At 60.4% G+C, this 24,880-nt stretch carries 27 protein-coding genes; 9 read left to right on the forward strand and 18 right to left on the reverse strand.

The features are described from left to right. Positions 1-2: 2 nt before the first annotated feature. The 4 genes from mprA to ACJ8HH_RS19145 form a co-directional block, all read right to left on the reverse strand. Complete coding sequence (gene mprA / locus ACJ8HH_RS19130) at positions 3-521, reverse strand: transcriptional repressor MprA (RefSeq protein ID WP_004928879.1); 519 nt, start codon at positions 519-521, stop codon at positions 3-5. A gap of 161 nt (positions 522-682) precedes the next feature. Continuing rightward, on the reverse strand, positions 683-1,030 hold the full coding sequence (gene ygaH / locus ACJ8HH_RS19135) for an L-valine transporter subunit YgaH (protein ID WP_060446072.1): 348 nt from the start codon (positions 1,028-1,030) through the stop codon (positions 683-685). Then, complete coding sequence (locus tag ACJ8HH_RS19140) at positions 1,020-1,766, reverse strand: AzlC family ABC transporter permease (protein ID WP_033649769.1); 747 nt, start codon at positions 1,764-1,766, stop codon at positions 1,020-1,022. Before ACJ8HH_RS19140 ends, ygaH begins: the two co-directional genes overlap by 11 nt. A gap of 121 nt (positions 1,767-1,887) precedes the next feature. Continuing rightward, a complete protein-coding gene (locus ACJ8HH_RS19145; RefSeq protein ID WP_060446073.1) occupies positions 1,888-3,087 on the reverse strand; it encodes an MFS transporter in 1,200 nt (399 codons plus the stop codon). Positions 3,088-3,192: 105 nt separating this feature from the next. Between ACJ8HH_RS19145 and ACJ8HH_RS19150 the strand changes: the two genes are divergently transcribed. After that, entirely contained in the window at positions 3,193-4,071 is an 879-nt protein-coding gene (locus ACJ8HH_RS19150; RefSeq protein WP_060429015.1) for a LysR family transcriptional regulator, read from the forward strand. 29 nt (positions 4,072-4,100) lie between these two features. On the opposite strand, the gene proX is transcribed toward ACJ8HH_RS19150, so the two are convergent. From proX to ACJ8HH_RS19175, 5 genes are all read right to left on the reverse strand, one after another. Then, a complete protein-coding gene (gene proX / locus ACJ8HH_RS19155) occupies positions 4,101-5,102 on the reverse strand; it encodes a glycine betaine/L-proline ABC transporter substrate-binding protein ProX (protein WP_060457247.1) in 1,002 nt (333 codons plus the stop codon). Between the two features lie 70 nt (positions 5,103-5,172). Then, positions 5,173-6,279, reverse strand: coding sequence for a glycine betaine/L-proline ABC transporter permease ProW (gene proW, locus ACJ8HH_RS19160; protein WP_049194985.1), 1,107 nt, complete (start codon positions 6,277-6,279; stop codon positions 5,173-5,175). Then, positions 6,272-7,474 carry a glycine betaine/L-proline ABC transporter ATP-binding protein ProV gene (proV, locus tag ACJ8HH_RS19165; protein ID WP_033649772.1) on the reverse strand — a complete coding sequence of 401 codons (1,203 nt, stop codon included), beginning with the start codon at positions 7,472-7,474 and terminating at the stop codon, positions 6,272-6,274. The genes proW and proV overlap by 8 nt, the downstream gene beginning before the upstream one ends. A gap of 406 nt (positions 7,475-7,880) precedes the next feature. Next, the gene (locus tag ACJ8HH_RS19170) at positions 7,881-8,567 is read right to left on the reverse strand and encodes a response regulator (protein ID WP_033635694.1); all 687 of its coding nucleotides are present in this window, start codon (positions 8,565-8,567) and stop codon (positions 7,881-7,883) included. 32 nt (positions 8,568-8,599) lie between these two features. Beyond that, positions 8,600-10,192 (reverse strand): ATP-binding protein, encoded by a 1,593-nt coding sequence (locus ACJ8HH_RS19175; RefSeq protein ID WP_197766310.1) that lies wholly within the window; start codon positions 10,190-10,192, stop codon positions 8,600-8,602. Between the two features lie 326 nt (positions 10,193-10,518). Here ACJ8HH_RS19175 and ACJ8HH_RS19180 point away from each other — a divergent pair, with 326 nt between their 5' ends. After that, positions 10,519-11,874, forward strand: a complete 1,356-nt coding sequence (locus ACJ8HH_RS19180; protein WP_033635692.1) for a 2-hydroxycarboxylate transporter family protein — start codon at positions 10,519-10,521, stop codon at positions 11,872-11,874. 97 nt (positions 11,875-11,971) lie between these two features. Here the strand turns inward: ACJ8HH_RS19180 and ACJ8HH_RS19185 are convergent, their stop codons facing one another. Beyond that, on the reverse strand, positions 11,972-12,943 hold the full coding sequence (locus ACJ8HH_RS19185) for a patatin-like phospholipase family protein (RefSeq protein ID WP_043147847.1): 972 nt from the start codon (positions 12,941-12,943) through the stop codon (positions 11,972-11,974). Positions 12,944-13,149: 206 nt separating this feature from the next. Here ACJ8HH_RS19185 and ACJ8HH_RS19190 point away from each other — a divergent pair, with 206 nt between their 5' ends. The 5 genes from ACJ8HH_RS19190 (at position 13,150) to ACJ8HH_RS19210 (ending at position 15,897) form a co-directional block, all read left to right on the forward strand. Beyond that, entirely contained in the window at positions 13,150-14,094 is a 945-nt protein-coding gene (locus tag ACJ8HH_RS19190; protein ID WP_048321887.1) for an MBL fold metallo-hydrolase, read from the forward strand. A 151-nt stretch (positions 14,095-14,245) separates the two neighbouring features. Beyond that, on the forward strand, positions 14,246-14,986 hold the full coding sequence (locus ACJ8HH_RS19195; protein ID WP_048321886.1) for an SDR family oxidoreductase: 741 nt from the start codon (positions 14,246-14,248) through the stop codon (positions 14,984-14,986). Between the two features lie 64 nt (positions 14,987-15,050). Beyond that, positions 15,051-15,245: a DUF1289 domain-containing protein gene (locus ACJ8HH_RS19200; RefSeq protein WP_039568654.1), complete on the forward strand. Its 195-nt coding sequence runs from the start codon at positions 15,051-15,053 to the stop codon at positions 15,243-15,245. Between the two features lie 77 nt (positions 15,246-15,322). Then, positions 15,323-15,610: a ribbon-helix-helix protein, CopG family gene (locus tag ACJ8HH_RS19205; RefSeq protein ID WP_039568721.1), complete on the forward strand. Its 288-nt coding sequence runs from the start codon at positions 15,323-15,325 to the stop codon at positions 15,608-15,610. Beyond that, positions 15,610-15,897 carry a type II toxin-antitoxin system RelE/ParE family toxin gene (locus ACJ8HH_RS19210; protein ID WP_039568652.1) on the forward strand — a complete coding sequence of 96 codons (288 nt, stop codon included), beginning with the start codon at positions 15,610-15,612 and terminating at the stop codon, positions 15,895-15,897. The genes ACJ8HH_RS19205 and ACJ8HH_RS19210 overlap by 1 nt, the downstream gene beginning before the upstream one ends. Positions 15,898-15,940: 43 nt before the next feature. On the opposite strand, the gene nrdF is transcribed toward ACJ8HH_RS19210, so the two are convergent. The 5 genes from nrdF to ACJ8HH_RS19235 all read right to left on the reverse strand — a co-directional run bounded on the left by nrdF (position 15,941) and on the right by ACJ8HH_RS19235 (position 20,396). Beyond that, entirely contained in the window at positions 15,941-16,912 is a 972-nt protein-coding gene (gene nrdF, locus ACJ8HH_RS19215; protein ID WP_033635683.1) for a class 1b ribonucleoside-diphosphate reductase subunit beta, read from the reverse strand. Between the two features lie 8 nt (positions 16,913-16,920). After that, positions 16,921-19,065 carry a class 1b ribonucleoside-diphosphate reductase subunit alpha gene (gene nrdE / locus ACJ8HH_RS19220; RefSeq protein ID WP_072265932.1) on the reverse strand — a complete coding sequence of 715 codons (2,145 nt, stop codon included), beginning with the start codon at positions 19,063-19,065 and terminating at the stop codon, positions 16,921-16,923. Further along, positions 19,047-19,451 (reverse strand): class Ib ribonucleoside-diphosphate reductase assembly flavoprotein NrdI, encoded by a 405-nt coding sequence (nrdI, locus tag ACJ8HH_RS19225; RefSeq protein WP_033649781.1) that lies wholly within the window; start codon positions 19,449-19,451, stop codon positions 19,047-19,049. The genes nrdE and nrdI overlap by 19 nt, the downstream gene beginning before the upstream one ends. 9 nt (positions 19,452-19,460) lie before the next feature. Then, the gene (nrdH, locus tag ACJ8HH_RS19230; protein ID WP_033635681.1) at positions 19,461-19,691 is read right to left on the reverse strand and encodes a glutaredoxin-like protein NrdH; all 231 of its coding nucleotides are present in this window, start codon (positions 19,689-19,691) and stop codon (positions 19,461-19,463) included. A gap of 273 nt (positions 19,692-19,964) precedes the next feature. Continuing rightward, complete coding sequence (locus ACJ8HH_RS19235) at positions 19,965-20,396, reverse strand: carboxymuconolactone decarboxylase family protein (protein ID WP_033649782.1); 432 nt, start codon at positions 20,394-20,396, stop codon at positions 19,965-19,967. A 95-nt stretch (positions 20,397-20,491) separates the two neighbouring features. On the opposite strand from ACJ8HH_RS19235, the gene pdxR reads away from it, so the two are divergent. After that, positions 20,492-21,925 carry a MocR-like pyridoxine biosynthesis transcription factor PdxR gene (gene pdxR, locus ACJ8HH_RS19240; RefSeq protein ID WP_060443618.1) on the forward strand — a complete coding sequence of 478 codons (1,434 nt, stop codon included), beginning with the start codon at positions 20,492-20,494 and terminating at the stop codon, positions 21,923-21,925. Positions 21,926-21,986: 61 nt separating this feature from the next. Here the strand turns inward: pdxR and ACJ8HH_RS19245 are convergent, their stop codons facing one another. Beyond that, on the reverse strand, positions 21,987-22,295 hold the full coding sequence (locus ACJ8HH_RS19245; RefSeq protein ID WP_004928950.1) for a DUF883 family protein: 309 nt from the start codon (positions 22,293-22,295) through the stop codon (positions 21,987-21,989). 230 nt (positions 22,296-22,525) lie between these two features. Between ACJ8HH_RS19245 and asr the strand changes: the two genes are divergently transcribed. Continuing rightward, entirely contained in the window at positions 22,526-22,876 is a 351-nt protein-coding gene (gene asr, locus ACJ8HH_RS19250) for an acid resistance repetitive basic protein Asr (protein ID WP_004928953.1), read from the forward strand. Positions 22,877-23,071: 195 nt separating this feature from the next. On the opposite strand, the gene ACJ8HH_RS19255 is transcribed toward asr, so the two are convergent. Both ACJ8HH_RS19255 and ACJ8HH_RS19260 read right to left on the reverse strand, forming a co-directional pair. Beyond that, the gene (locus ACJ8HH_RS19255; RefSeq protein WP_060443619.1) at positions 23,072-23,452 is read right to left on the reverse strand and encodes a DUF4440 domain-containing protein; all 381 of its coding nucleotides are present in this window, start codon (positions 23,450-23,452) and stop codon (positions 23,072-23,074) included. Beyond that, a complete protein-coding gene (locus ACJ8HH_RS19260; protein WP_033649786.1) occupies positions 23,449-24,831 on the reverse strand; it encodes an MFS transporter in 1,383 nt (460 codons plus the stop codon). Before ACJ8HH_RS19260 ends, ACJ8HH_RS19255 begins: the two co-directional genes overlap by 4 nt. Positions 24,832-24,880 lie beyond the last annotated feature (49 nt).

Consider the following 24,880-nt stretch of genomic DNA (forward strand, 5'->3'; position numbering starts at 1 on the left):
AATTAGGGTAACTGTTCTGTGATTTCCATTTGATCCAGACGTGCCAGCAATTTGCGCGTCAGCTGTTCCAGCTGTTTTTGCTCATCGTCGGTCAACGTGGACCACAGGAAATGCAGACATTGGTGCTGCGGCGGCAGCAGTTGACTGAGAAACTCTTCCCCCTGCGGTGTCAGATGCAGATGCAGGCAGCGGCGATCGTTGTCGCTTTCCCGGCGCTCGATCCAGCCGCGTTTCTCCAGCTCATCGGCGATGCGGGTCGCATTGGTGCGCGAGGAGCCCAAGGCAGAGCTTAGCTCAGAAGGTTGGATGCTGTGGCTCTCCTGCGCATCCAGGGTAATCAGCGCCATAAACAGTGTTTCGTTAATCCCCTGCGCCTTGAGCATCTTATTGCGGTTTTCCAGCAGCTTGCCTTGCATGTGCATGCACAGGCGGGTCAGCAGGATTTCCTGATAAGGGAAATCTTTCTGCCGCGTGGCGCGGAAATTCAGCATTTGTTCTATGGGGGCAAACGAGCTTTCCATAATTTAGGGCCTCATTAATTTCGTTCGAGATAGTAACGACGGTGACTAATAATGTAAATGTTCAGCCGTGCGGATAATTTAGCAATTCGTGTCATTTGTCAGTGTTTGTAAAGATGTGGCGCCTGAAAACGCCAAAGTGAAGCCAAACGATCGGAGCGGCGTCAGCCCGGACCGAAAAGCATTAACAGCTTTAATGTGACGCCAAAGGCCGTCGCGCCGAGCAGCGTCGACAGAATGATGCTTTTGCTGCGGTAGAAGCACAGCGCCAGCGCGGCGAACCCCACCAACGTCGGCAGCAGCTTGTCCGGTTCGCGCATCACCACCGGCGTGCTGGAGACCACCAGCAGGGCGCAGATCGAGGCGATGCCGATGCTGTCGAGCAGCAGGGCGGTTTTACCGCGTTTGAGGCCGGGCTGCGCGCGCGCCGGCGACAGCCGCAGCGGCAGATAACGGAACAGGTAATTGGCGCAGCCCACCACCAGACCGATCGCCAGCACATCAGTGTTCATGGGGGGCCTCCGCAGGGGCTGGCTGGAACAGGGCGGCGACGCAACCGGCGCCGATGCCGGCCAAAATGGCGACCGGAATGGAGAACAGCACCACGCCGAGCAGCGCGCCGGCCAGCGCGGCGGCGATAGTCAGGCTCTGCGGGCGGCGGAAGGCGGCCAGCAGGAAGCTGAGAAACAGCGCCGGCAGCATGAAGGCCAGCGAGGCTTCGATCACCGGGAACTGCTCCAGCGGGCCGTTGCCGAACAGCGCGCCGAGCGCGGTGCCGGCGACCCAGGAGAGCCAGGAACAGAGCGCGATGCCCAGCATCCAGTTTTCGCTCCAGCTGCGGTTATTGCGCATCAGCCTGGCGGTCGCGGCGGCGAAAACTTCATCGGTCAGGCCAAAGGCCCACATCGCCGTTTTGCCGGGCGACATGCGCGAGACGATGCGGTGACGCAGCGCCGGGCCGTACAGCAGGTGGCGCACGTCCATCGCCATCACCGTCAACGCGGAGACCCACAGTGACATTCCGGCGCTCAGCAGGGCGGTGATCACGAACTGGCTGGCGCCGGCGTAGATGATGCAGGAGAAGAAAATGCTTTCCAGCGGGGAAAAGCCCAGTTTGACGGCGCTGAGGCCGAAGGCGAACGCCACCGGGACATACCCGATGACGATCGGCAAACTGTCGACGACGCCGTTGGCGAAGGTGGCGCTGACGGCGGGCGGATTGAGGCTGTCTGCAGCTTGGCTTTGCATGGTTGTGGGTCGCAGGGTAGATAGGACTTCAATAGTTTATGGCCAGAACATTACCAGAGAGTAAGTAATGTTTATACCCTGCACCGCTAATAAATTTCTTAAGTTACTATTTGCACGATAATCAGATTGTCGCCGGCCCCTGCGGATCGTGGTGCTTGCCGAGCCACCAGGTCAGCAGGTTGAGCAGGCATAACACCCCGCCGGCGGCGGCCACGCCGTTCCAGCCGGCATGCTGATAGGCCGAGGCGGAGAGCAGTGAACCGAGGGCGCCGCCGATAAAGTAGCTGGTCATGTAGCCGGCGGTCAGGCGGTTGCGCGCGTCCGGCATGATGCGGTACATCACGCTCTGGTTGGTGACGTGTACTGCCTGCACCGCCAGATCGAGGATCAGGATGCCGGCGATCAGCGCCCACAGCGATTGTTTAGCCAACGCGATGGGTATCCATGACAGCAGCAGCAGCACCAGGCCGACGGTGGTGGTCAGCCCGGCCTTGCCCTTGTCCGCCAGATGCCCGGCGCGCGAAGCGGCCAGCGCCCCGGCGGCGCCCACCAGGCCGAACAGCCCGATCACCCCCTCGGAGTAGTTGAACGGCGGCGCGGCGAGCAGAAAGGCCATGGAGGTCCAGAGCACGCTGAAGTTGGCGAACGACAGGGCGCCGAGGATGGCGCGGGTGCGCAGCAGCGGCGTGCGGCAGAACAGGCTGAAGATCGAGGCCAGCAGCTGCGGGTAGTTCAGCCCGGAGTGCTGCTTATAGCGCGGCAGCGCGCGCCACAGGATCAGCGCCATCAGGATCATCAGCACGCTGGCGACCCAGTAGATGGTGCGCCAGCCGCCGAACGACGCCAGTGCGCCCGCAACGGTGCGCGCCAACAGGATGCCGAGCAGCAGGCCGCTCATGATGATGCCGACGGTCTTGCCGCGCTTTTCCGGGTGAGCCAGCGTGGCGGCCAGCGGCACCAGGATCTGAGCCACCACAGAGAACAGCCCGGTGAGCGCGGTGCCGAGGATCATCATCGGCAGCGTGGCGGAGGTGGCGGTGATCAGCATACCCCCGGCGGCCAGCAGCGTCATGAAAACGATCAGCCCGCGGCGCTCGAACATATCGCCGAGCGGCACCAGCAGCAGCAGGCCGGTGGCGTAACCGAGCTGCGCGGCGGTAACGATAAAGCCGGCCTGGTTGACCGACAGATTGAAGCCGGTGGCGATGGTTTCCAGCAGCGGCTGCGCGTAATAGTTGCTGGCGACCGCCAGGCCGGTAGCGATGGCGATCAGCACGGTCAGCGCCGGGCTGAGGCCCGGGTGGACGTTTTGTTGGTTCATGATTTTTTCATCACGGGAAGAAGATAGCGCGCAGTATCCGGCAATGCGTCTGCGGAAACCAATGTATAATTTTCATTTGATTTATCTCATTTCAAGATAGATGCCATGAACCTGAAACAGATACGCTATGCGCTGGCGGTGGCGGAGGAACAGAGCTTCACCCGGGCGGCGCAGTGCTGCCATACGGTGCAGTCGGCGCTCAGCCACCAGATCGCCAAACTGGAAGAAGAGCTGGGCTGTACGCTGTTTGAGCGCACCTCGCGTCGGGTGCGATTGACCCCCGCCGGCCAGGCTTTCATTCCCTCGGCGCAGCGGCTGCTGGCGGCACAGCAGGCGCTGGTGGAAGAGGTGACCGCCGCCGGGGATGCGGTGTCCGGCATCTTGACCATCGGCACCATTTCAACCATAAACGCGATTGATCTGACCGAAAAGCTCGACAAGTTTCATCGCCACTATCCGGCGGTGAACATCCGCCTGTACGTCGGCATGAGCGAAGCCCTGCTGGAGGACGTGCGTCAGCAGAAGTGCGATATGGCGTTCGTCGGCATCTGGCCCGGCGATGTCGATTTGCTGCCGATGTCGCACCGGCAGTTGACCGATGAGCCGCTGGTGGCGTTGGTGGCGCCGCAGCATCCGCTGGCCAACCGTGAGCGGGTGAATCTGCAGGCGCTGGCGGAAGTGCCGCTGGTGGATTTCTACAGCGGCACCGGTGCGCGGCGCCAAACCGATCGCGCCTTCCAGGCGGCGGGCATCCGCCGGCACGTCAGTTTTGAAATCGATCATATCGAATGGTTGGAGAATCTGGTGCGGCGCGGATTGGCGGCGGGCATCGTACCGATCTCGACCGCGCAACGCCTAAGCACGCTGGTGTCGATTCCGATTGAAGACGGGCCGCGACGCCAAGTGTATTGCATCTGGCCGCAGCCCTTGTCAAACGCCGCCGCACGTTTTTTACAGTTCAGCGGCATCGATATGGCGGGGTAGGGGGCGGCGGATGCGGCGCCCCCGAGCGGTTACGGCTTCGCCGCCTCGGTGGCGGTTTTCACCCAGCCGTCGAAGGTCGCCTGGTGCGCCTTGATCCAGCCGTTGACGTGGTTCTGGATGTCGGCTTCTGAAGCCTGGCCTTCATGCATACGCAGGTTTTGCGCGTTGATGTCGGCGATCGGCAGCTTCATGATGGCGAACAGCTTGGCGGCCGCCGGATTGGCTTCGGCCCACTGCTTGTTGGCGGCGATGCGCATGGTGTTGACCGGGAAGCCGTAGTTGGCGCCGTTAGGCAGCTTGGTGTCGACGTTCTTCTGCTCGCCCGGCAGGGAGGAGAACGGCACCTGCAGCCAGACCACGTCGCGGCCCGGCACCATCACATCGCTGACCCAGTACGGCGTCCAGGTGTAATACAGCACCGGTTTGCCCTCTTTGTAGCGGGTGATGGTGTCGGCGATCATCGCCGCGTAGTTGCCCTGGTTGTGCTCGACGGTGTTGCTCAGGCCGTAGGCCTTGATGTGGTGGTTGATCACCGCTTCGCAGCCCCAGCCCGGGGTGCAGCCGGTCAGATCGGCCTTGCCGTCGCCGTTGGTGTCGAACAGCTTGGCGATCTTGGGATCCTTGAGCTGCTCGACGTTGGTGATGTGATATTGCTCGGCGGTCTTCTTGTCGATCAGGTAGCCCTGCGCGGCGCCGTTGACGTAGACGCCTTCGCGGTAGAACTTGGCGTCGCCGCCGGCGGCCTTGTACTGATCGGCGTGCAGCGGATCCCAGTTGACCGCGATAAAGGTCGCGTCGCCGGAGGCGATCGAGGTGTAGGCGACGTTGTAATCCACTTCACGCGGTTCTTTCACGTCGTAACCCAGTTTTTCCAGCGCCTTGCTGACCAGCAGCGTCTGGAAGGTCTCTTCGGAAATGGTGCTTTGCACCGGCTGTACCGCGATCCCCTTGCCGGGTAAATCTGCCGCGCTCACGCTCTGTGAGCCAATCAGCGTCGTCAGGGCGAGAGCCCAGATGCCCGTAGTGCGCATAGTGTTTCCCCTTTTTTCGATGTGGTGGTGTCATAGCCCGCCGGGGCCGCAGCCGCCGGCGGGAAAAGCGTCAGGCTTGCTTGATGAACGGGCGAGTCAGCAGCCCGATGGGGCCGCGGCGGTACCAGCGGCCGATGCCTTTGCTGCGGCGATCGCGCCCCAGCGATTGGGTGAGGCGATCGAGAATGATAGCCAGGATCACGATGCCGACCCCGCCGACGGCGGCCAGGCCCATGTCCAGCCGGCCGATGCCGCGCAGCACCATCTGGCCCAGCCCGCCGACGGCGATCATTGAGGCGATGACCACCATCGACAGCGCCAACATCAGCGTCTGGTTTACGCCGGCCATGATGGTCGGCATCGCCAGCGGCAGCTGCACCTTGAACAGCAGCTGGCGCGGGCTGGCGCCGAAGGACTCGGCGGCCTCGATCAGATCTTCCGGCACCTGCTTGATGCCGAGAATGGTCAGGCGCACGATCGGCGGCAGCGCGAAGATAATGGTCACGACCACGCCCGGCACGTTGCCGATGCCGAACAGCATGACGATCGGCACCAGATAGACGAAGGCCGGGGTGGTCTGCATCGCGTCGAGCAGCGGTCTAATCACCTTGGCGGCGTGCTTGCTGCGCGCCAGCCAGATGCCGAGCGGCAGGCCGATAAGGATGCAGAAGAACAGTGCGGTCAGCACCAGCGCCAGCGTGACCATCGCCTGCGACCAGGCGCCGATGGCGCCGATGGCGACCAGGGAGAGCAGCGTCGCGGCGCCCATGCCGAGGCCCGAGACCTGCCAGGCGAGCAGCGAGAACACCAGAATGGCGATCGGCGCCGGCATGCCCAGCAGCAGTTGCTGGAAGCCGCTCAGGATCATGTCGACCGGCACGCGGATGCCCTGGAACAGCGGGCGGAAGTGCAGCACCAGCCAGTCGATGCCCTGCGTGACCCAGGTATCGAACGGCACCCAGGCCTTGTGGAACGGATCGAGCAGGCTGAAGTGTTCCGGCTGCGCCGGCGCGCTGCTGAGCCAATCGGCGCCTTGTCCGGCGGCGTCATGGGTGGCCGGCGGCGGCGCGCTGGACCAGGCGTCGCCGGCGTTGGCGGCGGCATCGTTTGCGGGTGCGGCGCCGGTATCGGCCGGTGCGGTAGCCCAGGGATCTTGGGTTTGCGTAGTATCACTCATTGGCGGAGCCCTCCTTGTCCAACGCCTGCAGCAGCATGGCCTTGGAGATGATGCCGAGATAGTTATGTTCTTCGCACACTACCGGCACCGCGCACGGCGCCTGGGCGACCAGGGAAATCAGATCGCTGAGCGGCGTGTCGGCCGGCACGGCGGCAGGAGCCTCGAGCAGGGCATCGTCCAGCGTTTGATTGGCGGACAGCGCCTTTTTCAGCGACTCTATCGACACCACGCCGATAAATTTCTTTCCGCGTTCAACAACATAACCATAATCACGGTCCTCATCGCGCAGCAGCTGCAGCGCCGATCGGGGGCCAAAGCCGGGGGTTTTGCGGATCAGCGTCACCGGGCGCCGTTGGGCGATATCCTTGGCGCTGAATACGTGACTGATGTCCACGCCGCGGAAGAAGGTGCGCACATAGTCGTTGGCCGGGTTGTTCAGGATCTCGTCCGGCGTGCCGACCTGGATCACCTCACCGCCCTGCATGATGGCGATGCGATCGCCGATGCGCATCGCTTCGTCCAGATCGTGGGAAATAAACACGATGGTGCGCTGATGTTGGGCCTGTAATTTCACCAGCTCATCCTGCATTTCGGTACGAATTAACGGATCGAGCGCCGAGAAGGCTTCGTCCATCAATAATATATCCGGGTTATTGGCCAGGGCGCGGGCTAATCCCACGCGCTGGCGCATGCCGCCGGATAATTCATCCGGATAAGACAGCGCATAATTCTCCAGCCCGACCTGGCGCAGGGCATCCAGCGCTTTTTCCTGGCGCTCCTGCAGCGGTATGCCGGCTAATTCCATACCGAAGGCGGTGTTATTAATGACATTCATGTGCGGCATCAGCGCGAATGACTGAAATACCATGCTGATCTTATTTCGCCGCACGGTGCGCAGCGCCGCGTCGGATATTTTGGCGATGTCCTCACCGTCAATCAGCACCTGGCCGCGGGTGGGTTCTATCAGACGATTGAGAAGGCGTACCAGGGTGGACTTGCCGGAACCGGAGAGCCCCATGATGACAAATATCTCGCCTTCTTCAATGGCCAGAGTGGCGTCTTTTACGCCGAGCGATAAGCCGGTTTTTTCAAACAGCCGATCTTTTGTCAGACCTTTATCCAGCAGTTTGAATGCGCGTTCCGGGTGTTCGCCAAATATCTTATACAGGTTCTTTACTTCGAGTTTAATTGCCATGCAATTTGCTGTTTCCTCTGGTTTAATTAACGCGTTATGGGCTGTCCTTAGCAAAATAAAAGAGCTTTTTACCCTAACACAGTGAATATCTGAGGCAACCCTCAATGTCATTTAAATGGGATATTAGTGGTTTACATCAAGGTTTTAATTAGTTATGGTAATTTGGCCCGTGACTCAAAATTGACGGCCATTATTTGCCATAATGGTTTGGTTTTTGGGGAAATAATACGGTGTGGCGCCGAGAAATATTTGGGCGCCGCGCCTGCCGTTCGGATAATAAAAAACCCGACCAGAGGCCGGGTAAAAGTCATCAGTATTTCATCAGTTTTAACGACAGGTGCCGATATCGAGGGGGATATCGTCGGGCGTTATGTTATCGCCGTAATATGACAGCCAGATGGCAGCCTCAGGCCTTGCGATACAGCCGCCGCGGATGGCCGATATTGCCGTACAGCATCTCTACCCGCACGAACTGGGTGGCGACGCAATATTCCAGATAACGGCGGGCGGTGGTCTTGCTGATGCCGACCTGCTCCACCACGTCTTCCACCGCATGCGCCACCGCCGGCTGGGCGATAAACAGCGCCTGCACCAGCTCGAGGGTATTGGTTTCGATGCCTTTGGCGCTTGGCTCGCTGGAGAACTGCTTCGACTGCAGGTTGTACAGCGCATCGACGTTGTCCTGATCGATGATCTTGAAGGTGCGCTGGGTTTGCACGAACTGCATGAAGCGTTCGAGCGAATTGCGCAGCCGCTTGTAGGATACCGGCTTGATGATGTAGTCGAAGGCGCCGTTGCGGATCGCCTGGCTGCAGGTGTGCATGTCGCTGGCGGCGGTGATGAAGATCACCGAACAGGCGGGGTTCTTCACCGCCGGCTCTTCCATCAGCTCAATGCCCTGGCCGTCCGGCAGAAAGTTATCCAGCAGGATCAGCCGCGGCTGATGCGCATTGGCTTTGGCCCGCGCTTCGGCCAGCGTGGCGGCGTAAGCCACCACCCGCAGGTTGAAATTTTTCTCGATGAACTCCGCGTGCAGCGTCGCCAGTTGCGGCTCGTCTTCCACGATCAGAACGTCCAGTGCTTGGTGTGACATAATCGGGTGCTCAAAAAATCGGGTTATGGGTTTTATTTAGGGATAAATATAGAGAATATCGAGCCGTGCGGCTCGTTGTCCGACACTTCTATGCTGCCGTGCGCCTGCGCCACGTGGCTGGCGACCAGATGCAGGCCGATGCCGTGGTCGCTTTTATCCGCTTTGGTGGTGACGCCCTGTTCAAACAGCGTATCACGAATCTCCTCGGCGATGCCGGTGCCGCGATCCGCCACCTCGATCACCAGCTCGTCGCTGCCGTCGCTGATATAAAGCTCGATCGCGTCGTGCGGGGCCGGGCAGTGCAGCGTCGCCTCCACCGCATTATCCAGCAGGTTGCCGACGATCGACATCAGTTCGGTCTCATTCAGCGCCGCCGGGATCTGCCGCAGCTGGCAGGCCGGATCGAAGCGTAGCTCGATGCCTTTTTCTCTGGCGCTGGAATATTTGCCCAGCAGCAGGCCACACAGCGCCGCCGAGCTGAAGCGCTGCGAGATGAAATCGAGGATCTCCTGCGCGCCCTCCGACTGGGCCTCCACGTAGCGGATGGCCTCGTCGTAGCGCTGCATATGCAGCAGCCCGGCCAGCGTGGCGGTCCAGTTCAGCTGTTCGTGGCGCATGATGCGCAGGTTGTCGGCATAGCGTTTCACCTGGCTGAGCTGGCTGCTCAGGGTATTGATGTCGTTCTTGTCGCGGAAGCTGATCACCCAGCCTTGCAGCTCCTGCTCCTGCATGATGCGCACCCGGCTGGCGATCACCCGCACGTGATTGAAGCGGCACACCTCATCGTGCGTATCCTGGCCCAGCTGCGCGGCGGCGAAGAAGTTCGGCTGCGCCTGAATGACGTCGCCGATCGGCCGGCCCAGCAAGCCGGCGGCGGGCTGGTGCAGATCCAATAGCTCGCGCGCCGCATGGTTGATGGTGATGATCCGCATCTGCGGATCGATGGCGATCACCCCTTCATAGATGGCTTCCAGCAGCGCTTTTTGCTGGCGCACCAGCAGCGCGATCTCTTTCGGCTCCAGCCAGAACATCTGGCGCTTGAGGTTTTTCGACAGCAGCCAGGAAAAGACGAACAGGGCGATCAGCAGCAGGACGATGGAGCCGATAATTTGCGTCAGCGTCCTGGCATTTAAATTATCGATGTGCGATTTCAAATAGCCGACGGAAACGATGCCAATGACGCGATTATTTTCATCCAGGATCGGCGCCTTGCTGCGCAATGAAACGCCGATGCCGCCCTTGCGAATGGAAATAATGCTTTTCCCTTCCAGCACCTCTTTATTATCGCCGCCGATCATCGGCGTGCCCAGACGGCCTTCATATTCGGAATGATAAAGATGGCGGGCGTGATTATCGCCGATGACGATATAACTGGCGTCGCTGCTGGCGCGGATTTTTTTCATCAGCGCAGTGATTCGGGCGGCGTCGTTGTTTTCCACCGCATTGACCAGTGAAGGAATGAGGGCGATTTCCCGTGCCTGCACCTGCGCGCGGGCGCCGAGATCGCGGTGCAGCTGCGCATCCAGCTGGTAATAGGTGTAGGCGCCGATGCAGGTCAGCAGCAGGCAGGAGAAGGCCACCAGGCACAGAAACAGCTTGATTTGAAATGAGAGTTTGAGCCGCATGGCGGTGCTTCACCGTAAAGAGATCCTGAAGCCTTACACTATCACGAGAAGCAGGGTCTGTAATATTGCGCCCGATCAACTTGTGATCCCTCACACGGGATTAAAGTGAACCGGACGAGAATTGTTCGTCTGCGATAAAGTTGATAAGATTTAAAATAAAAACGGCATTAACACCATTAAAACCACGCCGGTTTTTACATAATCTTAATTAACCCCATAGAAACCATAACCACCATTAAAAACCCTTTTTAACTTTGAACATAATCACAGCAGATAATCCGTGCGCTTCTCTATGATGGCTGAACAAACTAATAAGAGGCCAGATTATGAGCACAACAGATGATTCTTACCTCGTAGCCAAAGACAAGGCCGCCGATATTCCTCTGCGCGAGAAATGGTGGCGGATACTGGACAATTATAAAGTAGGGATTATTCCGTTACCGTTCTTTATTCTGGCCGGCGTATTGATTCTGCTCGACTGCCTGGAAGGCAAATTGCCGAGCGATATCGTGGTGATGGTGGCCACCCTGGCGTTCTTCGGTTTCGCCTGCGGCGAATTCGGCAAGCGCCTGCCGCTGATCGGCAAAATGGGCGCGGCGGCGATCTGCGCCACCTTCATTCCTTCCGCGCTGGTGCACTACGGCCTGCTGCCGGACGTGGTGGTGGAGTCGACCACCAAGTTCTACAAATCGACCAACATTCTTTATCTCTACATCTGCTGCATCATCGTCGGCAGCATCATGAGCATGAACCGGCAGGTGCTGATCCAGGGCTTCCTGCGCATCTTCATTCCGATGCTGTGCGGCGAGATCGTCGGCATGCTGGTGGGGATGGGCGTCGGCATGGCGCTGGGCCTGGAGCCGTTCCAGATCTTCTTCTTCCTGATCCTGCCGATCATGGCCGGCGGCGTGGGTGAAGGGGCGATCCCGCTGTCGATGGGCTACGCGGCGATCCTGCACATGGAGCAGGGCGTGGCGTTGGGGCGCATTCTGCCGATCGTGATGCTCGGCAGCCTGACCGCCATCGTCATCGCCGGCCTGCTCAACCAGTTGGGCAAGCGTTATCCGCACCTGACCGGCGAAGGCAGCCTGATGCCGAGCAAGCAGGGCGACAGCGACATGAACGCGGTGGAAAAAATCAGCGGCAAGGTGGACGTCAGCACCATCGCCTGCGGCGCGCTGCTGGCCATCCTGCTGTATATGGTGGGCATGTTGCTGCACCGTCTGATCGGCCTGCCGGCGCCGGTGGGCATGCTGTTCGCCGCCGTGGCGGTGAAGCTGGCGCACGGGGTGTCGCCGCGCATTCAGGAAGGCTCGCAGGTGGTGTACAAATTCTTCCGCACCGCCGTGACCTATCCGATCCTGTTCGCGGTCGGGGTGGCCATCACGCCGTGGCAGGAGCTGGTGGACGCGTTCACCGTACAGAATCTGATCGTGATCGTCACGACCGTCAGCGCGCTGGTGGCGACCGGTTTCTTCGTCGGCAAGAAAATCGGCATGCATCCTATCGATGTGGCGATTGTCTCCTGTTGCCAGAGCGGGCAGGGCGGCACCGGCGACGTCGCGATCCTCACCGCCGGCAACCGCATGTCGCTGATGCCGTTCGCGCAGATCGCCACCCGAATCGGGGGCGCTATCAACGTCTCGCTGTCGCTGCTGGTGTTGGCCAAGTTCTTCGTATAACTCCTATAAATCCTTAGCGTTACTTTGCCTTTCCCCGCCCCCGCGGGGATTTTTTTGCCCGCGCGCCGGCCGTACGCGCGGGCGGGGTGGATGGGAGTTATGCCGCCTGTTTCATGGCGGCGTCGTACCAGGCGAAGTAGCGCTCTACGCCGCGGCGGCCGGATTCGATCAGCGCGCGTTTTTTCTCCTCGCTGATGTCGAAATCCAACGTGTTGACGTCGAGCGTGTCGACATACACGGTGCGTTTCCAGTCGTCGCTGTCCAGGTGCACCTTGGTTTGGATGTCCAGCATCACGTTGGCCACCGCCAGGGTGAAATCAAACAGGTTGTTGACCTGCGTGCGCGGGCCGGCCTGCCCGGCGGCCTGGGCGATTTCGCCGGCGGAGTCCAGGCGAAGGCCCAGCGTGCGGGTGTTGATGCGCTGGCTTGAAGCGTCGATGTAAGGCGGCGTGGCGGAGAAGTCATAGTCGAACAGCCGCACCGGGTAGTTGTCGATCATGCCGCCGTCGATGCACAGGTCGCCCAGGGTGTTGTTCTTCGCCACGAAGGCGAATGGGAATGACATCGAAATGCGCAGGCCGTCCGCCACTTTCATGCGCGGCGTAGTGCGATGCGAATAGACCTCGCGCTGGCCGCTGTTGAGGTTGGCGCCGATAAAGTAAATCGATTTGAACCCTTTCGCCGCTTTCATCGCTTCGAACTGCTCGAAGGTAATATCCGGCTTGCCGGTATATTGCTTGATAATATCGCGCGACCATTGATAGAAATAATCGCCGGGCGCGATGCCGTATTGATTGAACAGGCGATAGGCATCGTGGAGCGTACCGAAAAAGCCGCCGTTATAATCGAGGAATTTTTTAAAATCCATCGCCGACAGAATTTTGGTTACGTCGGCCGAGCTGCAGCCCAGGCCGACCAGCAGCGCGGCGATAGCGCCCGCCGAGGCGCCGGAGGTTTGCTTGATCTGTGGCATGATGCCTTTGGCTTCCAGCAATTCCAGCGCACCGCCATAGGCGATGCCTTTTACGCCGCCGCCTTCAAAGACCAGATTTTCGAATTGATAGTTCATGATATTTCCTCACTCTTGGTTTAGGGAGTAAGAAAAATAACCAAGTGGCGAGCGAGAAAATATTGATTGGGGTTGTGTGAGTCGGCAAACAAAACTATTCATAATAAATATATTATTTATATATTTATTAAAGGCATTTATTAAACAGGCGCATCGGGATTTTTGCGTCAATACTTAGCGCTGTTCAATTCTCGCAAGGAGTCATCATGTTCTGGAAACGTTGTCTGCTGGGCGCGGCGCTGGCCGTTATGTCATTACAGGCCGGCGCCGCCGCGCCGCAGGCCAAAACCCCGACGCCGGGAGTTTACCGCATCATGCTGGGCAGTTTTGAAGTGACCGCGTTGTCTGACGGTATCATTCGCCTGCCGGCGGACAAACTGTTGCTGAACACCACGCCGCAGCAGATCGCCGCCGGGTTGGCCGAGCGGCATCAAAACCTGCCGGTGGTCACCTCGGTCAATGCCTATCTGATCAATACCGGCGACAAGCTGGTGATGATCGACAGCGGCGCCGGCCAGCTGCTGGGCGACGGCCTGGGCAAGCTGGTGGATAATCTGCGCGCGGCGGGCTATCAGCCTGAGCAGGTGGATGAGATCTACCTGACTCATATGCACCCGGATCACCTCGGCGGCCTGACGCACGACGGCAAGGCGGTATTCCCCAATGCGGTGGTGCGCGCCGCCAGCCAGGATGCGGACTTCTGGCTGAGCGCCGACCGGTTGAAACAGGCCAAGGCGCAGAACAAAGGCAATTTCGAAAAGGCCATGGCGGCGATCAAGCCTTACCAGGCGGCGGGGCACTTTAAGCCGTTCAACGGCGACGGCGAGCTTTCGCCGGGCATCGCCGCCTTTGCCGCTCACGGCCATACGCCAGGCCACAGTGTCTATCAGGTGACCAGCCAGGGCAAAAAGCTGCTGTTGCTGGGGGATCTGATCCACGTGGCGGCGGTGCAGATGCCGCATCCGAAGGTGGCTATCAGCTTTGACAGCGACGCCAAGGCGGCGGTCGCTCAACGGCTGCGGGTGTTCAGCGACAGCGCGCGGCAGAACGAGCTGGTGGGCGGCGCACACCTGTCGTTCCCGGGATTGGGCTACCTGAACCGCCAGGGAGAAGGGTACAGCTGGGTGCCGCTGAATTACGGCGCGTTGTAACGGGGATGGCCGCCCGTTGGGCGGCCATCGAACGAGTCCAGACGCATTGTTCGATAATTTGGGATGATGATGCCAGACAATCGGGGCTTATTCGCCGCGATAAAGAGTGCATGATTAACGTTACCCTCGTCGTTTTCTTTAAGGATCTCCGATGAACCAGAAAACTCCCCCCGTCGCTATCGTCACCGGCGCATCGCGCGGCATCGGCGCCGCCATCGCCGAGCGTCTGGCCGCCGACGGCTTTACCGTCATCATTAACTATTCAGGCAACCCGGCGCCGGCCGATGAGCTGGTGCGCAAGATAGAACAGCGCGGCGGCCGCGCCTTGAGCGTCAAAGCCGACGTCAGCGATGCATCTGCGGTCGCCCGGCTGTTCGACAGCGCCGAACAGGCGTTTGGCGGCATCGACGTGCTGGTCAATAACGCGGGGGTAATTGCGTTGGCGCCGGTGGCGGACATGCGCGATGAAGACGCGGATCGCCTGATCGACATCAACCTGAAAGGCAGCTTCAACACGATGCGTGAAGCGGCGAAGCGCCTGCGTGACAACGGCCGTATCATCAACTTCTCCTCCAGCGTGGTGGGGCTGCTGCAGCCGGGTTACGGCATGTATGCCGCCAGCAAGGCGGCGATCGAGGCGTTGACCAGCGTGCTGGCGAAAGAGCTGCGCGGCCGCAATATCACGGTAAACGCCGTCGCGCCGGGGCCGACCGCCACCGGTTTGTTCCTCGATGGCAAAACGCCGGAGCTTATCGATCGGCTGGCGAAGATGGCGCCGCTGGAGCGGCTGGGAACGCCGGACGATATCGCCGCGGCGGTGGCCTTCCTGGCCGGCACCGACGGCGGCTGGATCAACGGCCAAACCCTGCGCGCCAACGGCGGCATCATCTGATTGACGACGCGCCGCCGCCGGATCGGGTATCCTGTGGCGGCACACATCACATCAAGGGCGGTTTATGGCGGGCGACAATCAGCAATCCCAGCACGGCGTAAGATCGCCCTGCGTCAGCCTGTGCCGCATCGACGACGAAACCCAGCAGTGCCGGGGATGTCGGCGCACGCGGGCGGAGATCGCTGCCTGGCCGACCGCCGGCGACGCGGAGAAACGCGCCATCTGGCGGCGGCTTGAGCTGCGTCAATCGGTGAAATAATCACCAGCATTATTGCGCTGCCAGATTTCATGTAGCACAATTGAGCTACATGTGATTGACCGATGTTGGGAGCGATTATGTCGACGACGACCATCCGTATTCCAGATGAGCTTAAAGCCCGCGTCACCGCCGTCGCCGAGCAGGCTGGCGTGACGACTCACAGCTTTATTTTGCAGGCAATAGCGGAGAAAACGCAGCAAGAAGAGTTGCGCCGCGACTTTGAGAATGAAGCGGAAAAACGCTATGCCAAGATAATTGCGACGGGAGAGACGGTCTCTTGGAAAGAGATGCGCGGTTATTTGGAAAATTACGCAGCGGGTAACACTGACGTTGTTAAACCTCCGGTTAAAAAATTGGGGCGCTGATGGCAAATGTCGAGTTGGCGCCAGAGGTCAGGGATGATATCGAACGTATTCTCGCTCATTTGGCTCACTATGGCGCTGCGGATTCAGGGCGGCGCATTCAGGAAATCATCCAGGCGATTGCGGTATTGGAACATAATCCATTGATCGGACGAGCCCTTGGCGCAGGGCTGCGTGAATTGATTATTGGGCAGCAAGCTCGCGGTTATTTGGCGCTCTACAAATATATCCCTGATATCGATACGGCGTTTGTTCTGGCGATCCGTAGTCAGAAAGAACAAGGGTATTGAATGCACGATACCGGCCTGAAAGACCGGTATCGTTGTCATGTCCTCAGAAATCCCAGTCCTCATCCTCGGTGTTGACCGCCTTGCCGATGACGTAAGACGAACCGGAACCGGAGAAGAAGTCGTGGTTTTCATCGGCGTTTGGCGACAATGCCGACAGGATAGCCGGGTTGACCTCCGCCATCGCCGGCGGGAACAGCGCCTCATACCCGAGGTTCATCAACGCCTTGTTGGCGTTGTAGTGCAGGAAGGTTTTCACGTCTTCCGTCCAGCCGACGCCGTCGTACAGCTCCTCGGTGTAGCGCACCTCGTTGTCGTACAGATCCTGCAGCAGATCGAAGGCAAAGTTTTTCACCTGCCGGCGCCGTGCGGCGTCCACTTTCTCCAGCCCTTTCTGGAATTTATAGCCGATATAGTAGCCATGCACCGCCTCGTCGCGGATGATCAGGCGGATCAGATCGGCGGTGTTGGTCAGCTTGGCGCGGCTCGACCAGTACATCGGCAGGTAAAAGCCCGAATAGAACAGGAACGACTCGAGGAACACGCTGGCAACCTTCTTCAACAGCGGATCGTCGCTGCGATAGTGCGCCAGAATGATGCCGGCCTTCTTCTGCAGCGCGCGGTTTTCCTCGCTCCAGCGGTAGGCGTCGTCCACGTCCGGCGTTTGGCACAGGGTGGAGAAGATTGAGCTGTACGAGCGGGCGTGCACCGCCTCCATAAAGCTGATGTTGGAGTACACCGCCTCTTCGTGCGGCGTCAGCGCATCGGCGATCAGGGCCGGCGCGCCGACGGTGTTCTGGATGGTGTCCAGCAGTGTCAACCCGGTGAACACCCGAATGGTCAGCTGCTGCTCCTTCGGCGTCAGCGTGGCCCAGGAGGGGATATCGTTGGACAGCGGCACCTTCTCCGGCAGCCAGAAGTTGGAGGTCAGGCGGTTCCACACCTCCAGATCCTTGTCGTCTTCGATGATGTTCCAGTTGATGGCGCGCACCAGCGGCGCCGATGTTACGGTCGTCATAAGTTGCCTCACAGCGCGCAGGACACGCAGCCCTGCACCTCGGTGCCTTCCAGCGCCATTTGGCGCAGGCGGATGTAGTAAATGGTCTTGATGCCTTTGCGCCAGGCGTAGATCTGCGCGCGGTTGATATCGCGGGTGGTGGCGGTATCGCGGAAGAACAGCGTCAGCGACAGCCCCTGATCGACGTGTTGCGTGGCGGCGGCGTAGGTATCGATGATCTTTTCCGGGCCAATCTCATAGGCATCCTGGTAATACGCCAGGTTGTCGTTGGTCATGTAGGGCGCCGGGTAGTAAACGCGGCCGATCTTGCCTTCCTTGCGGATCTCGATGCGTGAAACGATCGGGTGGATGCTGGAGGTGGCGTTATTGATGTACGAGATGGAACCGGTCGGCGGCACCGCCTGCAGGTTCTGGTTGTACAGCCCGTGCAGCATCACCGACTGGCGCAGCGCGCGCCAGTCGTCGCGGTTCGGAATGGCGATGCCGGCGGCGGCGAACAGCTCGCGCACCCGCTCGGTCTGCGGCAGCCAGTCGCGCTCGGTGTACTTATCGAAGTACTCGCCGCTGGCATAGCGGGAATGCTCAAAGCCGTCGAAGGCGCCGCCGCGCTCGATCGCCAGCCGGTTAGAGGCGCGGATGGCGTGATAGGCCACGGTATAGAAATAGAGGTTGGTGAAGTCGATGCCTTCTTCCGAGCCGTAGAAGATGCGCTCGCGCGCCAGGTAACCGTGCAGGTTCATCTGGCCCAAACCGATGGCGCGGGCGCTGCGGTTGCCTTCGGCGATCGACGGCACCGAGCGGATATCGCTCATGTCGGCCACCGCGGTCAGCGCGCGGATCGCGGTCTCGATCGCCTTGCCGAAGTCCGGCGCGTCCATGGTTTTGGCGATGTTCAGCGAGCCGAGGTTGCAGGAGATGTCCTTGCCGATGCGATCGTAGCTCAGATCCTCGTGATACGTGCTGGCGCGGTTGACCTGCAGGATCTCCGAACACAGGTTGCTCATGTTGATCCGCCCGGCGATCGGGTTCTCCCGGTTAACCGTGTCCTCGAACATCACATAGGGGTAGCCGGATTCGAACTGGATCTCCGCCAGCACCTGGAAGAACTCGCGCGCGTTGATGCGCGACTTGCGGATGCGCTTGTCGTCCACCATCTCGCGGTACTTCTCGCTGACGGCAATCTCCGAAAACGGCACGCCATACACCCGTTCGACGTCGTAGGGCGAAAACAGGTACATCTCTTCGTTGTTCTTCGCCAGCTCGAAGGTGATATCCGGGATCACCACCCCCAGCGACAGCGTTTTGATGCGGATCTTCTCGTCGGCGTTTTCGCGCTTGGTGTCGAGAAAACGCAGAATGTCCGGGTGGTGGGCGTTGAGATACACCGCGCCGGCCCCCTGGCGCGCGCCGAGCTGGTTGGCGTAGGAGAAGGCGTCTTCGAGCATTTTCATGATCGGAATGACGCCGGAGGACTGGTTCTCGATGCGCTTGATCGGCGCGCCCACCTCGCGAATATTGCTCAGCATGAAGGCCACGCCGCCGCCGCGTTTCGACAGCTGCAGCGCGGAGTTCACCGCCCGGCCGATCGATTCCATATTGTCTTCGATGCGCAGCAGGAAGCAGGAGACCAGCTCACCGCGCTGGCGTTTGCCGCAGTTGAGGAAAGTCGGCGTGGCCGGCTGGAAGCGGCCCGAAATCATCTCCTCCACCAGATCCTGCGCCAGGGCGGTGTCGCCCGCCGCCAGCGTCAGCGCCACCATGCACACCCGGTCTTCGTAGCGTTCCAGATAGCGCTTGCCGTCGAAGGTTTTGAGCGTATAGCTGGTGTAGTACTTGAAGGCGCCGAGGAAGGTCTCGAAGCGGAATTTTTTGGCGTAGGCCTGCTGAAACAGCTGCTTGATAAACGGGAATTCGTACTGCGCCAGCACCTGCGGCTCGTAGTAGCCTTCCTCCACCAGATAGCGCAGCTTTTCCTCCAGGTTGTGGAAAAACACGGTGTTTTGGTTGACGTGCTGCAGGAAGTAGTGCCGCGCCGCCAGCCGATCTTTATCGAACTGGATCCGGCCTTCCGCATCGTAAAGATTGAGCATCGCGTTGAGCGAATGGTAATCCAGCGCGCCCGTTTCGGGCCTGGTCAGTTCTGTCGTTGCCAAAATGCGGTTACTCCCTGTCTAACGTTTTCAACGTCTTGCGTAGTGCCGAGCAGCTCAAAGCGGTATAAAAAAGGCACCTGGCATTTTTTGGCGATGATGTCGCCGGCGATGCCGTACGCCGCGCCGAAGTTGGTGTTCCCGGCGGCGATGACGCCGCGCAGGTATGAACGGTTTTGCGGAACGTTGAGAAAGCGGATCACCTGGATCGGCACCGCGCCGACGGCGCTGCCGCCGCCATAGCTGGGTACGATCAAGATAAAGGGGTGTTCCATCAGCAGCTTGCTGCGGGCGCCGGCGATCGGAATGCGGATCGCCGGCAGGCCCAGTTTCTCAACGAACCGATGGGTGTTCTCCGAGCTGCTGGAGAAATAAACCAGCGGATTCATCGGCGGGCCTCAGCAGGTGAGCGCCAGCGCGCCGATCTTGTCCGGCCGGAAACCGGACCAGTGATCGTCTCCGGCGATAATTACCGGAACTTGCTGATAACCTAAGGATTTAACGTGGTTCAGCGCCTGCTGATCCTGGGTGAGATCGACCACCTGATAATCAATCCCCTGTTTATCAAATGCGCGATAGGTGGCGTTGCACTGGACACAGTCCGGCTTACTGTAAATAATAATGCTCATGATTCGCATTTACCTTTAGGCTGAAGGAAAGGCGGACAAGTCAGATAACGGAGCATTGTTCCTGGCGTTTCTGACGGCGTTATCAACCGAACGACATTCCCTGCGGCTGACCTATAAAATACTATATGTTGATATTTATTTTATCAACCACGCCATATATGGTGTTTTGTAAGGGTGAAGGCGCAGACCGCGCCGGGGCTGGAAAAGGCGAGGGAAAAAATTTTTGCGGGTGAGAAATTCCCCCTCTCAGTGCAGAGGGGGGAAGAGAACGCATTACTGGCGCATGCTGACGGCCAGCCGGTTGAAGGCGTTCATGATGCTGATGGCGAAGGTCAGATCGGCGATCTCGGCATCGCTGAAGTGCGCCTTCAGCGCCTCGAAAGTGCTGTCCGGCGCGCCGGTGGCGGCGATCAGCGTCACCGACTCGGCCCATTCCAGCGCGGCGCGCTCGCGCTCGTTGAACTCATGGCTGACGCGCCAGCCTGCCAGCGTATCCAGCTTGGCATGGCTGAAGCCGCTTTCGCGCAGCGCTTTGCCGTGCATATCCAGGCAGTAGGCGCAGCCGTTGATCTGCGAAACGCGCATAAACATCAACTCGATGGTCGCCTTGTCCAGGGCACCTTTCTCCAGCGCCATCAGCGCACTTACCATATTTTTGTACGGGGCGGGCGCCAGCTCGGCATAGTTCAAACGTTGCTTAATCATGGTCAACCTCAATCGGTAGTAACGAAATCATGGCGCTACTTTAGCGGCCTTATGGTCTATGCTATAGGGCCATAAAATGATTATTTAACCGGGCCATAATGCCAACTTTCCTGACCACGCTGCGGCTGGACAGCCGGCTCGCCGAACCGCTGTACCGGCAGATTTACCTGCGGATTAAAGACGCCATCGCCCAGGGCAGCCTGGCGGCGGGCAGCCGGTTACCCTCGGTGCGCGGGTTGGCGAGCGAGCTGGGCGTGGCGCGCGCCACGGTGGAAAGCGCCTACGCGCAACTTATTGCCGAAGGTTTCTTGCAGAGCCGCGGGCAGGCGGGCACCTATGTTTCACCGCAGCTGCCGCACGTGCCGCCGGGCGCGGTATCCGCCGCGCCGCCGCTGGCGGCGATAGCGCCGGATCCGCTGCAGCCGCAGGGCATGCTGCAGCCTTTCCAGCTGGGCGTGCCGGCGCTGGATGCGTTTCCGCGGGCGCTGTGGCAGCGCATTGTCGCCCGCCGGCTGCGCGCTTCCACGGTGGCTTCCCTGGCGCTGCCGCCGGCCGGCGGCCTGCCTGAGCTGCGTGAGGCGATCGCCCATTATCTGCATTTGTCGCGCGGCATCAGCTGTCGGCCGGAGCAGATTTTCCTCTGCGCCGGTTATCCGGCGTTGTTGGATTGGGTGGTGGAGACGCTGTTGCACGCCGGCGACGCGGTATGGATAGAAGATCCCGGCTATCCGGTTACGCGCCCGCTGCTGCGGGCCGCCGGCGTCAGGCCGCTCGCCGTGCCGGTGGATGAACAAGGCATGGACGTGGCCGCCGGTATGCTGACGGCGCCCGAGGCGCGGCTGGCGGTGGTGACGCCAACCCATCAAAGCCCGCTCGGCGTCTCGCTCAGCCTGGCGCGGCGCATGGCGCTGCTCGACTGGGCGCAGCAGCGCGGGGCCTGGATCCTGGAAGATGACTACGACAGCGAGTTTCGCTATCACGGGCGGCCACTGCCGCCGCTGAAAAGCCTCGATGTTCAGGGGCGGGTGCTGTACGCCGGCACCTTCAGCAAAACGCTGTTCCCGGCGCTGCGCATGGCTTATCTGGTGGTGCCCGTCGGTCTGACGGAGACATTCGCGTGCAGCAGTCGGCTGCGTGGCTGCGGTTGCCCGCCGCTGCTGCAGGCCGGCGTGGCGGATTTTATCCGGCAAGGACATTTCTACCGCCATCTGAAACGCATGCGGCCGCTGTACCGCCAGCGGCGCGAGTGGCTGACGCAGGCGTTGGAGCGGCAGCTGGGGGCGTGGCTGAGGGTGGTGCCGCAGCAGGGTGGCATTCAGCTATTGGCCCGGCTACGTGACGGGGTGGCGGATACGCCGTTGGCGGCGCAAGCCTGGCAACTGGGGTTGGCGGCGCAGGCGTTGTCGGACTGGCGAATCGATCATCCTGCGGGGCAGGGGTTACTGCTGGGGTTTGCCAATTTCACTCGGCAAGAGGAGACGGAACGGGCGGTGCAGGGGCTGGCGCAGCTGTTCAAACGCCTAAATTAAACGGCCCGCGATTTCCGCGGGCCAGACGCACATCTGTTTTATCTTTATGACTGCAGGGGTGTTAACGCCGGGCCAGCAGCACGCCGAGCACGATGCCGACGGCGGCACCGATCCCTACGCCCTGCCAAGGTTTGTCACGCACATAGCTATCGGCTTGATCAACCGCATCGCGCGCATGCTGTGTCAGACTGGTGGAGCCATTGAACCGCGCTCGCGCGTCGCGCAGCACGCCTTTCGCCTTGCTGTGCAGCTCTTTCAGTTCCTCTTTGGTCTTGTCACCGGACTCGCGCAACACTTCATCCAGCGTATCGGCCAACAGAGTGACGTCCTGATCGATATCGCGTTCTGTTCTTTCCGCTTTCTTAAACATTCAGCTCTCCATTTCGACACATGTCTCTTAAGTGTAGACCATGGCGCGATTTGCGTGGCCGATCACGGAAAAAAAACCGCCGTCACGCAGGTGTTTGCCGGCGCCTGGGCTTTGTACATTTGGTTACTCGGCGAAACCAATCACTCACGGAAGTGGCAGTTTGATTCCACTAGTATCTGTTTCAACGGCTCCACCGGAGCTTACCGAAACAACACTCTGAGGATGTAAAGATGAAAAAAGTATTAGCGCTGATCGTTGCTGCCACTATGGGTCTGTCTTCTGTTGCTTTCGCTGCTGATACTGCAGCTACTGCTCCGGCTACCACCACCGCGCCAGCTGCGACCACCACTACCGCTGCGCCAGCGGCTGCCGCTGAAAAAGCGCCGGCTAAAGCAACGCACCACAAGAAAGCCAAGCATCACAAAAAAGCGCCAGCCCAGAAAGCGCAGGCCGCTAAAAAGCACCACAAAAAAGCGCCGGCTCAGAAAGCCCAGGCAGCTAAAAAACACCACAAAAAAGCGCCAGTGCAGAAAGCTCAGGCCGCTAAAAAACACCACAAAAAAGCCGGTAAAAAAGCTTAATTAAGTGATGTTTGCGGAACCGAAAGGTTCCGCACTCTCCAGCCCGTACTCCAGACACCCGGTTCTTCCGGGTGTTTTCTTTTGAGGCGACGAACGATGATCAATCGCTATCTGTTTGAAGTCATTTTCAGCGCGGTAACCCTGTGCGGAGCGATCGTCGGCTGGGAACTGTTTTTGGCCGGCAGCTTTTTGTAATTATTGCGCCGCGGCGGTTTCGTGTAAATGCCGCCAGCCGAGCGCGTTGGGCTGACGTTCAAAGACCACCGTGGAATAGCGCAGCGTGGCGCTTTGCCCCGGCAGGCTCTGCTTTTCCCGGTAGCTGACTACCGCGCCCGTCGGCCATTCGGCCACCAGCTTCATCTCTTCTATCTCGATTTCCAATCCCGGTTTGGCGGCGCGATGCGCGCGGAAAAAGGCGCACAGCGCGGCAAAATCCAGCGGAGCGCCGCTCAGCGCGATCATGCTGAAATCCGGCATAAAGCGCGCCAGCAGCGCCTGCTCTTCTCCAGCCCCTTTGCCCAGCCAGCGTTCAATGGCGATGTGGGCGTCGATCACTTCGGTAAAATACGGGTTCATAAAGCATCCTGTTGAGCGTTGAGTTGGCGCACGATGGCGCGGTTGGCGAGGCGCAGGCACAGCAGCAGCGGGATAAATACGCTGGCGCCCGCCAGAATGAAGCAGGTTCGGTAGGCCGCCGCGGGCGGCAGCCCGGTCAGCAGCAGATTCAGCAGCAGGCTGAGCAGCGCCACGCCGAGGCAAAAACTGAGCTGGCGATTGATGTTCCACAGCGCGCTGGCGTCCGCCAGCTGAGCGTCGGGGATCTGCAGGAACGCGCTGCTCTGCGCGGTGCTGCTGCACAGGCTGCCGCCAAATCCCATCAGGGCGAAGGCGGCGATCTGCCACGCGTGTTGCCCGGCCTGGTCGATCTGCGCCAGCGTCAGCATGCCGGCGCCTTGCAACAGGCAGCCGGCGATCAGCAGCGGCCGTGGGCCGAGGCGGTTAAAGGTTTTGCCGGTCAGCGTGATGGCCAGGAACGACGCCAGCGCCCAGGGCAGCATCAGGCCGCCGACCTGGGCGGCGGGCATCCCCAGCTGGTTTTGCAGATACAGCATCGCCACCAGGCTGACGCCGATGAACAGGCCGGGAATGCACAAATAAACCCCCATGGCGTTGCGCAGCAGCGGATCGCCGACCAGCCGCAGGTTCAGCAACGGTTGCGGGGTGCGCAGGCTATGGCGCAGATAGTACGCCAGCACTAGCAGGCCAGCGGCCAGCAGCGCCGCACCGGAAACCTGATGGCCGGCCTCGCTCAGCCGGGTCAGGCCGAGCAGCAGCAGCGTCAGCGCCGCGCAGGCGCTCAGCAATCCTTTGCCGTCGAGCGGTTTGCGCGCCGTCGCCGACGTTTCCGCGTGCAGCCACAGCGCCGCCAGCGCCAGGGCCAGGGCCGCCAGCGGCAGGTTGGCGAAAAACACCCAGCGCCAGTCCAGCCGATCGACGAGCCAGCCGCCCAGCGCCGGTGACAGCGCCGGCGCCAGCAGCCCCACCAACATGATGGCCGCCGACAGCGCGGCGCGTTCATGGCTGCGATACAGCTGATAGGTCAGCGTTTGGCCGATGGGGATCAGCAAGCCGCCGCCCATGCCCTGCAGGGTGCGCCAGCCGATCAGCGCGCCGATGCTGTCGGCGTTGCCGGCGCCGAAGGTGGCCAGCATGAACAGCGCCAGCGACAGCAGGAACACCCGCCGCCCACCGATGCGCTGCGCCAGCCAGGCGCTGAGCGGGATCACCAGCGTCAGGCCGAGAATATAGCCGTTGCTGACCCACGCCAGTTGGCTGACCGACGCCCGCATCGCCTGGCCGATGGCGGGGTAGGCGACGTTGGCGATAAACATATTGATCAGATCGACGAAAAAGCCGAGCAGATAGACGATTGCCACTTTGCTGCGATAAGACATGGTGCCTCCGGTTGAAGGCGAGCAGTGTATCGGGGGGAAAAGTGCGGAT

The sequence above is a fragment of the Serratia sp. CY32780 genome (assembly GCF_052169135.1).
GTDB classification, from domain to species: Bacteria; Pseudomonadota; Gammaproteobacteria; order Enterobacterales; family Enterobacteriaceae; genus Serratia; species Serratia sarumanii.